This window comes from Corynebacterium tuingiense, from assembly GCF_046718165.1.
Classification (GTDB): domain Bacteria; phylum Actinomycetota; class Actinomycetes; order Mycobacteriales; family Mycobacteriaceae; genus Corynebacterium.
Window position 1 is genome coordinate 585,572 of record NZ_CP177101.1, and the last position, 12,848, is coordinate 598,419.

General features: G+C 59.7%; 13 protein-coding genes. 5 read left to right on the forward strand and 8 right to left on the reverse strand.

Annotated elements, in window-relative coordinates; genetic code table 11:
- The first annotated feature begins 299 nt into the window (after positions 1 to 299).
- The gene (locus ACLI1T_RS02855; RefSeq protein ID WP_411702981.1) at positions 300 to 1,622 is read left to right on the forward strand and encodes an MFS transporter; all 1,323 of its coding nucleotides are present in this window, start codon (positions 300 to 302) and stop codon (positions 1,620 to 1,622) included.
- A 285-nt stretch (positions 1,623 to 1,907) separates the two neighbouring features.
- On the opposite strand, the gene ACLI1T_RS02860 is transcribed toward ACLI1T_RS02855, so the two are convergent.
- The 7 genes from ACLI1T_RS02860 to ACLI1T_RS02890 form a co-directional block, all read right to left on the reverse strand.
- Complete coding sequence (locus ACLI1T_RS02860) at positions 1,908 to 2,864, reverse strand: glycine betaine ABC transporter substrate-binding protein (protein ID WP_411702982.1); 957 nt, start codon at positions 2,862 to 2,864, stop codon at positions 1,908 to 1,910.
- Positions 2,861 to 3,613 carry an ABC transporter permease gene (locus ACLI1T_RS02865; RefSeq protein ID WP_284849885.1) on the reverse strand — a complete coding sequence of 251 codons (753 nt, stop codon included), beginning with the start codon at positions 3,611 to 3,613 and terminating at the stop codon, positions 2,861 to 2,863. Before ACLI1T_RS02865 ends, ACLI1T_RS02860 begins: the two co-directional genes overlap by 4 nt.
- Positions 3,600 to 4,814: an ABC transporter ATP-binding protein gene (locus ACLI1T_RS02870; protein WP_411702983.1), complete on the reverse strand. Its 1,215-nt coding sequence runs from the start codon at positions 4,812 to 4,814 to the stop codon at positions 3,600 to 3,602. The genes ACLI1T_RS02865 and ACLI1T_RS02870 overlap by 14 nt, the downstream gene beginning before the upstream one ends.
- A 2-nt stretch (positions 4,815 to 4,816) precedes the next feature.
- Complete coding sequence (locus ACLI1T_RS02875; RefSeq protein ID WP_023025569.1) at positions 4,817 to 5,452, reverse strand: ABC transporter permease; 636 nt, start codon at positions 5,450 to 5,452, stop codon at positions 4,817 to 4,819.
- 190 nt (positions 5,453 to 5,642) lie between these two features.
- Positions 5,643 to 6,380 (reverse strand): sulfite exporter TauE/SafE family protein, encoded by a 738-nt coding sequence (locus ACLI1T_RS02880; protein WP_023025571.1) that lies wholly within the window; start codon positions 6,378 to 6,380, stop codon positions 5,643 to 5,645.
- A 28-nt stretch (positions 6,381 to 6,408) separates the two neighbouring features.
- Positions 6,409 to 7,071, reverse strand: coding sequence for a TIGR03089 family protein (locus tag ACLI1T_RS02885; protein WP_411702984.1), 663 nt, complete (start codon positions 7,069 to 7,071; stop codon positions 6,409 to 6,411).
- Positions 7,072 to 7,096: 25 nt separating this feature from the next.
- Positions 7,097 to 8,728: an LCP family protein gene (locus ACLI1T_RS02890; RefSeq protein WP_023025576.1), complete on the reverse strand. Its 1,632-nt coding sequence runs from the start codon at positions 8,726 to 8,728 to the stop codon at positions 7,097 to 7,099.
- Between the two features lie 134 nt (positions 8,729 to 8,862).
- Here ACLI1T_RS02890 and ACLI1T_RS02895 point away from each other — a divergent pair, with 134 nt between their 5' ends.
- From ACLI1T_RS02895 to ACLI1T_RS02905, 3 genes are all read left to right on the forward strand, one after another.
- Positions 8,863 to 9,771, forward strand: a complete 909-nt coding sequence (locus ACLI1T_RS02895; RefSeq protein ID WP_034659656.1) for a glycosyltransferase family 2 protein — start codon at positions 8,863 to 8,865, stop codon at positions 9,769 to 9,771.
- Between the two features lie 93 nt (positions 9,772 to 9,864).
- Complete coding sequence (locus ACLI1T_RS02900) at positions 9,865 to 10,959, forward strand: sugar phosphate nucleotidyltransferase (protein ID WP_023025580.1); 1,095 nt, start codon at positions 9,865 to 9,867, stop codon at positions 10,957 to 10,959.
- A gap of 438 nt (positions 10,960 to 11,397) precedes the next feature.
- A complete protein-coding gene (locus ACLI1T_RS02905; RefSeq protein WP_005277485.1) occupies positions 11,398 to 11,691 on the forward strand; it encodes a WhiB family transcriptional regulator in 294 nt (97 codons plus the stop codon).
- 84 nt (positions 11,692 to 11,775) lie between these two features.
- On the opposite strand, the gene ACLI1T_RS02910 is transcribed toward ACLI1T_RS02905, so the two are convergent.
- Positions 11,776 to 12,252 (reverse strand): metallopeptidase family protein, encoded by a 477-nt coding sequence (locus tag ACLI1T_RS02910; RefSeq protein WP_411702985.1) that lies wholly within the window; start codon positions 12,250 to 12,252, stop codon positions 11,776 to 11,778.
- An 88-nt stretch (positions 12,253 to 12,340) separates the two neighbouring features.
- Here ACLI1T_RS02910 and ACLI1T_RS02915 point away from each other — a divergent pair, with 88 nt between their 5' ends.
- Complete coding sequence (locus tag ACLI1T_RS02915; protein ID WP_084529704.1) at positions 12,341 to 12,838, forward strand: DUF3499 domain-containing protein; 498 nt, start codon at positions 12,341 to 12,343, stop codon at positions 12,836 to 12,838.
- Positions 12,839 to 12,848: the final 10 nt, after the last annotated feature.

The following is a 12,848-nucleotide window of genomic DNA, read 5'->3' on the forward strand; positions in this document are numbered from 1 at the left end:
CCGCCCTCTGGAAACTGAGGGGTTCTCTCTATCTCTCTCGTATGCGCTCTCTCAAACGCATGATTTAAGTATGGGGCATGCGGCTGGGCTCGCCATTGAATCTGCCTGAAAGGTTGCTGCTAAGTGCTGTGAGTTGGGTGGGGAAGGGGAGGCATCGGCAAGCAAAGCCTGTAGTAGAGGCAATAAAGGCGTACGAAAGTGATCTAAACCATAGTAAGTTCTGTAGGCTCGTCGCTATGGGCGCAGACTATGCTGCGCCATTTTTGCGAATGAAGCTCAACAGAAACGAGGTGAGGAGCATGGCTCCTCTGATAGCCCCACCGCCAGCGAGCGATGAATCTGCCCCAACGGGTGTGGACGTTCCTGGCACTTCACACGAACAGCGCGTTTCCGCCATCAAGGCCGCTTTCATCGGCACGTTCATTGAGTGGTTCGATTATGCGGCCTATATCTATATGTCCGCGATTATCTCGCGCGTCTTCTTCCCGGAAATGGAAGGCCGCCGCGCGCTAATTTTGACCTTCGCGCTCTTCGCACTGTCATTCCTGGTGCGCCCCATCGGCGGAATAGTCTGGGGCCATATTGGTGATAAGCACGGCCGCATCCACACGCTGACCTATTCCATCGTATTGATGTCGATGGCAACCGCCTGCATCGGCCTATTGCCTGGGTATGCGACCATCGGCTTTGCGGCCACACTCTTGCTCCTGCTGTGCCGCATGGTGCAAGGCTTTTCCGCAGCCGGTGAATACGCCGGCGCCGCCACGCACCTGGCTGAGATTGCCCCACCTGGAAAACGCGGGATTTATGCCGCGGTGGTGCCATCGGCAACCGCATCAGGGTTGCTCTTGGGCTCGCTCATCGCGGCATTTCTTACCGGTGTGCTTGAAGATGATGCCCTGCATTCCTGGGGCTGGCGCGTTCCCTTCCTGGTGGCGCTGCCGCTGGGCTTGTACGGCCTATGGATCCGCCGCCACACGGAGGAATCCTCCCGCTTTGAAAAGCACGCGGACACTGAGCTTTCGCCGCTGCGCCAAGTGCTGAAGTACCCCAAGGCCCTGGCCATTGCTTTTGCCGGCGCGGTGCTCAACGCGATTGGCTTCTACGTCATCTTGACCTACCTGCCCACCTATCTTTCGGAGGAGCTGGGCATGGCAGAAACCCCGGCGTTTGTCGCCTCCTCGGTGGCTTCCGCGTTCTACGTGTGCTTTGCGCTATTGACCGGCCTGCTGTCCGATCGCCTAGGCTGGCGCACCACCATGCTGTGCGCCGCGCTCTTTATGGGCCTTGCCATTATTCCGGCATTCATGCTTCTCGATGGCGCAGGCATTCTGCTCGTCATCATCATCCAGGTGTGCCTGGGTGGGGTGCTGGCGCTTAACGATGGCGTCTTGCCCTCCTTCCTTTCCGAGCAGTTCCCCACGCACGTGCGCCTGTCTGGTTTCGCGCTGACGTTTAATACGGCCAATGCCATCTTCGGTGGTACAGCCCCGATGATCGCGACGTGGCTGATTGATACCACCGGAAATAAACTCGCCCCAGCGTTTTACTTGGTGGCTGCGGCGATCGTGACGGGTACCGCCGTGCTCTTCGCGCCGCGCAAGAACGACCTGGTGGCATAGCCCTTAACCCAGCAAGTAGAACTAGAAAACGCCAGCGGCACCCGGTTCCTTTCGGTTCCGAGTGCCGCTGACGTCTCTCTCTACAAGGGTGTTTCCATGTATCGGTTTTCACCGCCCTCTGGAAACTGAGGGGTTCTCTCTATCTCTCTCGTATGCGCTCTCTCAAACGCATGATTTAAGTATGGGGCATGTGGCTGGAACAGCAATGGAATCTATCTGATAGGTCGCTGAAAATTACTGAAAGTTTCCTGTAAATCCATTTGCGCTGGTAGAGCGGCCAGATGATTAAGCTTCTAGCAGCCCTTCATCGATAAGGAAATCCCGGGCCACGGCGGTGTAGTCCTCACCGTCGACGTCCACGCGGGCATTGAGCTCCTGCATCTTCTCATCCGTCAGGAGCTCCGCTAAGGGAGCGAAGAGATCCTTGATCTCTGGGTGTTCCTCCAGGACCTCCGTGCGCACAACTGGGGCGAGGTTGTATTTGGGGAAGAAGAGCTCAGGATCCTCAAGTACGGTGAGGTTCAGGGATTTAATGCGTCCATCAGTGGCGAAGATTGAACCAAAGGTGCACTCGCCCTTATTCAAGGCGGCATAGACGGCGCCGGAATCCATGATCCGGATGCGGTCGCGCGGTGGTTTTTCAACGCCATAGCTATCCAGCATGGTAAGCAGGCCGTCATTGCGGGCCAAGAACTCGCTATCGGTGCAAAAGGTCTGTTCGTTGGCGGGAACTCCCTTGATATCTGCCAGCGACTCAAGGCCGTACTTTGCGTGGGACTGCTCGCTAATGGCTAGCGCGTACGTATTATTCATTGGCGCTGGGGGCAGCCAGGTAAGCCCGTGGTCCTTGTCGGCTTCCTTCACTGCCTCGTATTGCTCCTGCGAGCCGGGGACAGGGTCGGCATTGCCCAGGTAGGTAATCCAGGCGGTGCCGGTGTATTCAAACATGGAGTCCATATCGCCGACTTCCAGCGCTTGGCGCGCCGAGGTGGAGCCGGGGATATTGGTCAAGTCCTTTACGTTGGCACCGGCGGATTCCAAGAGGATGGCACCAATCTTGCCCAGGATGACCTGCTCGGTGAAGTTCTTGGAACCGATGGAAATATTGGCGCCGTCGAGGTCGATATCGGCAAGGTCGCCCTTTAACTCCCCACTCGGGATGAGGCCACCGGCAGTGCCGAGGCCGCACCCGGTGAGGAAGAACGTGCTTGCGGCGGCAAGCGTTGCGAGGAGGCGTTTCATTTGATCATTCCCTTCGGGGCGAAGACAACCTCAAGAACGCGGCCCACCCATTCGACCGCTAAGGCTAAGGACGCGATGAGGACCGCGCCGGAGATGAGAATAGGGTTGCGGTAGAGGGTGATTCCGGTGGTAATCAGCCCGCCGAGGCCGCCGGCATCAATAAAGGTGGCAAACGCACCAGCACCGACCAAAAGCACCAAGGAGGTGCGGATACCGGTCATGATAACGGGCAGGGCCATGGGCAGCTCGACCTTGGTGAGAACCTGGAAGGGTGACATGCTGAGGCCGTAGGCGGCCTCGACAAGCTGCTTATCCACACCCCGCAATCCCGCAATCACATTGGCGAGCACCGGCAAGAAGGCATAGAACCAGAGGCCGAGGATGGCCACCGGTTCGCCAAAGCCCAACCAGATGGCCAATAAGACGATGACACCGACGACGGGCGCGGCTTGGCCGATATTCGCGATGCTGGTGATGATCGGCGCCATGAACTTGGTGGACTTGCGCGTTAGCACGATGCCCAGTGGCACGGCCGTGGCGATGACCAGCAACGCGGAGATGACCACGAGGACCAAGTGCTCGCGGGTCATGGTGAGTACGGAGCTAATCTGCAGGGTGCGCTCTTCAATATCATCCAGCTCGGCGGTGGCGTGCCAGATGAGCCAACCGCCCACCGTGAGCACCACCAGGATGGGGATGCCGATGATAAGGAGGCGGTCTTCACCGGTGAGGCGCTTAAATTTCTCCACCGGAATCCACCTCCTTTTCATCTAAAGCCTCTTGAGCCGCGGCGTTCATCTGCTGGATATAATCCGTGACCGTTTCGTAGTACAAAACGCCCACGAATTCGCCGCGGCGGGTAACAAGCGCGCCGCTGTGGGAGGAAGCAAGCATGGCAGACATGGCATCGCTTAGCGTAGAGCGCGCATCCACAACGGAGTTGAGCTCGAACTGCGGCTCCGGGATGGTCTCGTAGCGCTCGAGCTGGCGGGCGAAGATCCAGTCGCGGGGATGGCCCTTGTCATCGATGATGACCACCATTTCTTCGCCGGCCTCGCGCAGGCGCGCTAGCGCCTTATCAGTGGATTCACCGATGCGCGCGGTCGCCTGATCCGCAAGCTCCAGCTCGTCCGCGCGGCGCAGGTTGAGCTGCTTTAAGGCAGAGCCGGAACCAATGAAGTCAGCCACGAAGTCATTGGCGGGCGCGGCGAGGATATTGTCGGGCGTATCGTACTGGCTGATCTTTCCGCCTGGCTCAAAGATGAGGATGCGGTGGCCCAGCTTGATGGCCTCATCGATATCGTGCGTGACGCAGATGATGGTCTTTTTCAGCTCGGATTGGATATTGACCAATTCATCCTGCAGACGGGTGCGAGTGATGGGGTCTACTGCGCCGAAGGGCTCGTCCATCAAGACCACCGGCGGATCCGCCGCCAGGCCACGGGCGACGCCGACGCGCTGTTGCTGGCCACCGGATAGCTCGCTGGGGAAGCGATCGCGGTAGGTAGCAGGATCGAGCCCGACCATATCCAAAAGCTCATCGGTACGCTGAGAAATCTTATCGGCCTTCCACTTCTTCAGCTTGGGCACCAGGGCGATATTATCCGCGACGGACATGTGCGGGATGAGCCCGCCGCCTTGGATAACATAGCCAATATCGCGGCGCAGCTGCGTGGGGTTTTTCTTGGTGGCGTCCTCGCCATCGATATAAATGGTGCCGCTGGTCGGCTCCACCAAGCGGTTAATCATCTTCAGCGAGGTGGTTTTGCCGCAACCGGAGGGGCCGACGAATGCGACCAGCTCGCCCGCCGGAATCTCGAAGGAGAGATCCTCGACGGCGGGGGAGTCTTGTCCCGAATAGGCCTTGGTGACGTGATCAAATACGATGCTGGCACCGCTATTGCTTGCGTCCGCAGAGTGTGTGGATGAAGCGTGCGTTGAATCGGACATTCTTAAATACCTTTCGGGGTGGTCAATTTTTGGATTCCTGCGAGAATCGCATCCACAATGAGCGCAATGATGACGACGCCGATGGTGCCCACCAGCGTGAAATTAAGTGCGTTGGTACCGCCGATTTGGCTTAGCCCTGAGTAGATATATCCACCCAGTCCTGGGCCGAGCGCGTAGGCGGCGATGGCGGCAACACCCATAGACATCTGAGTGGAGACGCGGATGCCGGTCATAATCACCGGCCAGGCCAGCGGCAGCCGGATGCGGAAGAGGATGGCCGTCGAGCTCATGCCCTGCCCACGGGCGGATTCGATGACATCGTCGCTGACATTGTGCAAACCGACGATGGCATTGCGCAGGATGGGAAGGACGGCATAAAAGACCACGAGGACAACGGAAGGTATGGTGCCGATGCCAAAGAGCGGGATGGCAAGGCCAAGTAGTGCCAGCGAAGGCAAGGTCAGGCCGATGGAGGTTAAGGCATTAGCGATAGCCGCACCGCGCGGGCGTTGGGCTACAAAAATGGCAATAATCAACGCGATGACTAGGGCCACGGCGACCGATTGGATGACAAGGCTTGCGTGCTGGTAACTGCGGAAAAGGATGTCCTGCCAGCGCGCAGCGATAAATTCGTTCATTTCATCACCTAAAAGAAAGAGAATAGGGCGCAGGGAAAATTAATGGAGGGTACAGACTCTCTGGTCCTTCCTCTGCGCTGATGATGCACTTCTAGCGTACAACCTTTTTTCAGCGCGAAACAATAGCTGGACAGGCTAGAGACAAAACCGGGGGCAGTGATCACAACGCAATACCGGTCTTATAGCCGGCTTAGAAAAACACCACTTGGCCGATAAGGGCAAGGGCGGCGGTAATAGCTACCACCGTGACAATGCGGTTAAGGCGCTTGGTATCGATGAAGTGGTTGAGGTAATTGGCAATGAATAGGCCGATGACCACCAACGGGCTATAGGCCGCGGCGGCATAGACCTGCGGCTGGGTGACCTGGCCGTTAAAGCCCAGGATGATGAGCGACATAACGGTACCGATCACAAAGGTTCCGGCGAGGCTGCCGCGGGTGCGCTGCGGGTCGAAGCGCTTCATGATCAGCGCCATCGGCGGGCCACCGATGGAGGTGGAGGTGCCCAGGAAGCCGGAGGTAAGCCCGGCCAGGACGGTATTGCGCCTGGTAGGCTCGGGGCTCCAGCCGAGGCTGGAGAGGGACATCGCCAAGAGCACGGCGCAGCCGATGAAGATGGAAAGACCGTCGTGCGAGAGAGAAGCGATCGCCCACGCGCCGGCAAACGAGCCCGGAATGCGGGCGATGACGGATATGCCGACCAAGCGCCATGAGGTTTCGCGGTACGTCCGCGCCAGAGTATAGATGGAAATGCACAGCGCAAGGAGCAAGATGAGCGTGGGGACTAAATCCGGGCGCAAGAGCGCGACAATGGGGGTGGCGATGGTGCCGAGCCCAAAGCCGATCGAGCCCTGAGTGATAGTGCCGACCAAAATGAGCACACCAATAAAGATGTAGACCCACGCGTCTGAAGAGATTCCCAAGAACATGATGGAAGGCAAGTATAGGCCACTTGGCCTACAGCCGGGCAGTTACTTTCTCATTCGCTGCAATTTCATCCAGGCGGGACGCGGGGCAGAGTCCAGCGACGATGACGGCAGAGCCACCGGCGGCTAAGGGCTCGAGGACGGCGCGAGTGAAGGAAGCTTTGTCGCTCCACCCAGTAGACAGCAACCGCTCGGCACTCGCGGGCGGGGTCACCAACTCTGGCAGGGGTTGGGTTTCACCGAAGTATTGGTCGCCATAAAAACGGACGGTGGGGCCGAAGTCAATGGCACCGGTGGGCAGATCCCCGCCGGATTCGACGATGCCACGGCCAAAGGGATCATCGCTGATGAGCACGATATCGGCCTGCAGCTGCCGCTCTTGGGCTGAAAGGTAGCGGGAGGGGGAGGTAAAGACGACGTCGGCAAGCGCGGCCGACTCACCGAAATCAAAGGTGGGCCCGGCGGCGAGGGCGCCTAAGGCAATGACGGCGGCCTGCCACGAGGTGGGCACATCGATGGCGATGGTGGAATCCGGCTCCAAGTCGAGCTCTTCTTCCAACATATTGGCGATCTTGGCCACCCAGTTATCTAGGGTCTGCGCGGAAAAATCCATGCGTGCGCCGGTGGATTCGTTATAAACAGTCAGCCGCGGGGTGGCGGCATCGGCGTTTAAAAGATGGGCGAGTAGTTCCATACCCGCCCATCGTAGGCCAGCCTGCTTAGTTCACGCAGCGCGGTCCGTCGCCGCCGGCGTCGATTTCAGGGGAAACCTTGTTGGCGCCGAAGTCATTGCCCGGGGTGCCTACCAGGTCGGTATCTTCCTCGGCCGCGGATTCCTCGGCGCTTGCTTCCTCATCGGAGGGGCCCTGGTAATCATCGGTGGCCACGACGAGCAAGGTATTGTCATCGAGCTGCGGGTTTTCTACCACCGGCAGGCCACCGAGCTTTTCCGCCAGCTTCTTGGCATCTTCGCTATCGGGGTCCGCGGCCACGACCTGGGACTCGGAGTAGATGCCGGGCTGGGCGTTGGCGGAGCGCTCGACGGTATAGCCGGTGTTTTCCAGCCAGGTGCCGATGCCGGCGGCCAAGCCATCGATATTGCCGGCATTGAGGACGTGGACCTCGTTATCGGAGTTGATATCAGCATCATGCTCCGGCGCGTCTTCTGTCTTCTCGTCCTTCTCGGCCGCCTCTTCTTCGGCTTCCTCGTGCGACTTGGCCAGATCCTCCATAAAGCGGTGAACCTCATTGGTATCGATGGTGACGATGGATTCGCCGTAATCGCCGCGGCCATCGATGGAGGTGACCGGGATGGTGGTGAAGGTGACATTGCCGCCGGCCAGGCCGGCCAGCTGGGTGACGAAGCCCATGATGTCCCAGCCATCATCGATGACCACGGAGCGCTCCACGGCCTTAGCAATCTTGGAGAGCTTAGACGGGCTGGTCAGCGTGTCATTATCGAGTACCTTCTTAACCAGCGAGGCCATATACGCCTGCTGGCGCACGATGCGGTCGAGGTCACCGCGCGGCAGGTTATAGCGCTGGCGCACGAAGGTCAGCGCCTTCGCGCCATCGAGGGTCTGGGTCCCCTTGTGGAATTTGGCGCCGGACATCTCGTCCTCAACATCTTCGTTGAGGCACACGTCGACGCCACCGACGGCATCAGTAAGCAGCGTAAAGCCCAGCAAGCCCACCTCGGCGTAGTGGTCAATGGATACGCCGGTCAGGGAGTGCACCATCTTGAGCAGGCCTTCGCGGCCTGCTTCCACGCCGTGCTTTTCGATGTCCTTATCCGAATACGGTTTCTTCTCACCCTGCGCCTCCGCCTCGGCGTTTTCCTGCTGGAGCTCCTGGACTTTGTCGTTTTTGTGCGAGGCGTAGACGGCATTGATCTTCATATTGCCGTAGTCCGGGTCGTTGACATAGGTATCGCGCGGAATGGAGACAGCCGTAGCACGCGAGCCGTCTTCCGGAATGCGCACGAGCATGATGGTGTCGGTATTTTCCTCGCCCTCGGCAACGCCGGCGTGGAGATCCGCCAACTCCTTTTCGGAGAGCGGGTTGCCCTGGGCATCGGTACGCGAGTCCTTGCCCACGAGCAAGATATCGGCGGCGCCGTCCAAGGAAGGATCGGATAAACCATCCTCGCCCAAGGATAGGTCCGAGGCGGAGGACATGCCCGTATCCAAGCGTCCCACCGTGGCATAGCCCACGCCGGAGACAGCTAGGATGAGGGCAGAAATGACGGCCACGATGGTTTTGGTGGCCGTGGAACCCTTTTGCTTAACCGCGCTAGCGGCAGAGGGCGCGGGTTGGATATTGCGCGCCCGGCGAGTGTTCTCAGAAGTCACAAGTGAAGGCTTTCTACTTTCCGGGGATCTGGAGATAGTTTAGGGGAGATCTCGCCAAAATTAAGGATCCGTGACCAGTTTCGCGTGTTTGAAACAGTGTCTGTCTCCTGACGCGGCCTCTGGCATGACTAAGCTTGGGGCCCATTGTGACTACTGAAACTACAGCTCCGCTCGCCGTTATCACTGTGACTTATAATCCCGGTGAGTACTTGGCGCGCTTTATAAGCTCCCTGCCGGACGCCTGCGTTAACGGCACCGAGGTGATACTGGCGGATAATGGTTCGACCGATGGCGTCCCCGAAGCCGCCGCTGCAGAAAAAGAAGACGTACACTTCCTCGATACCGGCGGCAATATTGGTTACGGCGCCGGCATGAATGCCGGCGCGCGGTGGGTGCGCGAGAACCGACGCGTAGATGATGAGTTCTTCCTTATCTCTAACCCGGATGTCACCTTTAGTAAAGGCGCAATTGACCAGATGATTGCGTGCGCGCGCCGCTGGCCGGACGCCGCCGCGGTGGGCCCGCGCATCGTGGAACCGGACGGCAGCAACTATCCGTCCGCTCGGTCGGTGCCGAATATATCCACGGGCATCGGGCACGCGCTGTTTTCCAACCTATGGCCGTCTAATCCATGGACGCGCACGTACCGTAACGATGCCGATATGTCCGTCCAACGCCCCGCCGGGTGGTTATCCGGATCCTGCCTCTTGGTGCGCTGGGATGCCTTCGATGCCATTGGCGGCTTTGATGAGCGTTACTTCATGTACTTGGAGGATGTGGACTTAGGTGATCGCTTCGCCCGCGCCGGGTACCAAAACATTTTCTGCCCAGAAGCCGTCATCAGCCACGCCAAGGGACATTCCACCCAGGCGCACGCCGGGGCGATGCTGCGCGCGCACCACAGTTCCGCGTACCGCTTCCAGGCGGACCGTCACCCGGCGTGGTGGCAGGCCCCGCTGCGCGCCGCGCTGTGGCTGGGATTGCAGGCGCGGGGAGCGGTGACGGCCGCTCGCGCCAGTACGGCCAAAGATTCGGAGGCCTGAAGCGCGTGCCGTTGACCTGGTTTCTGGCCGCGGCCGCATACACTGACCCTCGAAAAACCTCAGAATAAGATTGTCTGCATACAAAGGATGACTATGACTGAAGCAGCCACCACTCACGGTGCCACCACCGATGCGGTGATTTTGGTGGGCGGGCGCGGTACCCGCCTGCGCCCACTGACCATTGGTACGCCCAAGCCCATGCTGCCGACGGCAAACTACCCGTTCCTGCAGCACCTGCTCGCCCGCATCAAGGCCGCGGGCATTGAGCACGTGGTGATGTCCACCTCGTACAAGGCAGAGGTTTTTGAGGAATACTTTGGCGATGGCTCCGAGCTTGGCCTGGACATTGAATACGTGGTGGAAGAAACCGCGCTGGGCACCGGCGGCGGTATTCGCAACGTCTATGACAAGTTGCGCAATGACACCGTCATGGTTTTCAACGGCGATGTTCTTTCCGGCATGGATCTAGAGGGCATCTTGACCACGCACCACAACAAGGGTGCCGATGTCACCATGCACCTGCTCAACGTGGCGGATCCGCGCGCCTTTGGCTGCGTGCCCACGGATTCTGAGGGCCGGGTCACGGCCTTTTTGGAAAAGACCGAGGATCCACCAACCAACCAGATCAACGCCGGTTGCTACGTCTTTGACCGCTCCGTCATCGAGTCCATCCCGGCAGGCCGCGTAGTTTCGGTCGAGCGCGAGACCTTCCCGGGCTTGCTTGCCGATGCCCGCCTGGTCGTCGGCCACGTCGATAACTCCTACTGGCGCGATATGGGCCGCCCCGATGACTTCACCCGCGGCTCCTCCGATCTGGTGCGCGGCATCGCGCCATCGCCGCTGTTGGAAGGCCGCACCGGTGAATCCCTTGTGGAATCCTCTGCGGGCATTGCCGGCGGCGTGCTGCTGCTATCTGGCACCGCGGTGGGCCGCGGATCCGAGGTGGGAGCCGGCTCCCGCCTCGAGGGAACGGTGGTCTTTGATGGCGTGCGCATCGAACCGGGTGCAATCATCCACAACTCCATCATTGCCTCGGGCGCACACATCGGTGCCAATGCGGTCATCGAAAACTGCGTCATCGGCGAAGGCGCCCACGTTGGTGCCCGCTGTGAGCTTGTGGACGGCATGCGGGTCTTTCCCGGTGTGACCATCCCCGATGCCGGCATTCGCTTTAGCTCCGACGCCTAAAGCGCTCGGCTCCTTCCCTCCGCACCGCCTGCTGCTTGGAAACGCGCGCGGTGCGGAGGGCTTTGTGATCCCTGCCCGGCCGAGGTTTTGGGAGACACGCCGAAAGTTCCTGAAAATTGTTGACAGAAAAACCGGACACCACTATATCTAGTACCCCCTACCTACACCCCCGGATGACACCGGGTGTTACTAATGTGACGGATGGGGATCGTGTGCAGCGTTTTTGCGATAAAGCGCGAGAAAGGCACTAATTCAGGTTGACGATATTTAGTGATCCGGTGTGAAATTACATCAGTGCAAGAAACGGCGACCGACGCACTTGTTTTCACGGATTGGCTCGCGGGTTGACCGCGATTCAGCCGCACTTCAGCCTCGTGTACAGTCGGTTGCACTGATTAGGATTACCCAACCTCGGAGAAAGGAAAAGGCGTGGACAAAATGGCTAATAACAACGCCATTCTCCGTGGCGGTGCTGCTGCAGAGGTATCGCTCGATGAACTCTTCGGTGCCGTCGAGCAGGAGTGGCAGGATCAAGCGTTGTGCGCGCAGACGGATCCAGAGGCATTCTTCCCTGAAAAGGGAGGTTCCACCCGTGAGGCAAAGCGTATCTGCCAAGCCTGCGCGGTGCGCGATGAGTGCCTGGAATACGCGCTGGAGCACGATGAACGCTTCGGAATTTGGGGCGGGCTTTCGGACCGCGAACGCCGCCGCCTCAAACGCGAGATTGGTTAACTAAGTTGTGTGCTCTAGCCCTTGGCTGCGCCCCCTGAGCGGTGCGGTCAAGGGCTAGAGTTTTCTTTGTGGTGAGAAACCTCCCTACCAGCCATAGCGCGGGTCTACCTCCTCTGGAGCGAGGTTTAAGTAATTGGCCACCAGGGCGGTAATGACCGTGCCGAGGAGCTCCGCGCGCTCGGCGGAGGTGACAGCACGCTGCTCAATGGGCATGCGGAAGATAACGAGCCGGGCGCGGGTAGGGGTGCCAGAAGAATCGACACCGGCGGGCACGATGCGACCGAGCGGCACTGGCCCATCGGCAATGATTTCATCCGGCAGCACCGTCATATCGGCAGAAAGGCGCATGCGCGGGATGGTATCTACCGCAAGATCGAGCCCGCGCAATTGCGGGGCGAAGGCGTGTTGAATGGGTGCGTAGGCCTCGAGGACGGCGGCATCGAAAAGCTCGCGGGCGCTGCGGTAGCGCGGGGTTTGCTGCGGTAGCAAGGGCCCGTGCAGCCCGCGCCCGTGGCGGTCGCGGGCGGGGCGAATATGTGGGCGGGGGCGAGCGGCGGTCATGGCGTTGATTCTAAAGCTCTATGGCTGCGCAATAAGTGCAGCCACGCCGGGGAAGTACTATCTAAATCTCAACCAAGGGTTTAGACTATTGCCCGTGACTGAATCTCGCCATTGCTCCCGCCCAGGCTGCGGCCGACCCGCCGTGGCGACGTTGACCTATGCATATGCGGATCAAACCGCAGTGGTTGGACCGCTGGCAGAAGAGGATAACCCGCATAGCTGGGATCTGTGCAGCACCCACCGCGACCGCATCTCTGCGCCGGTGGGGTGGGAGTTGGTGCGCGTAGACCGCATCGAGCTAGATGAGGACGATGACCTTATGGCCCTGGCCCAGGCGGTCAAGGAAGACGGCAGGGTGACCACGGGGCTTGTCGATGACCGCAGTGCCGGCTCCGGGGCAGACCCCATCGATTACGCCGCCACCTTCGATGGTGCTGACCCCGCCAATTCCAATCACCCGGTATTTCGCACTCGTCGCGTGGCCTATGCCAAAAAGGCCCGCCGCGCTCACCTGTCCGTCGTTCCCGATGCGCACAGCGAAGATGATCCTGCCGAGAAGCAGGACACGGACACCGAGTCCGACTAAACCACGGGCG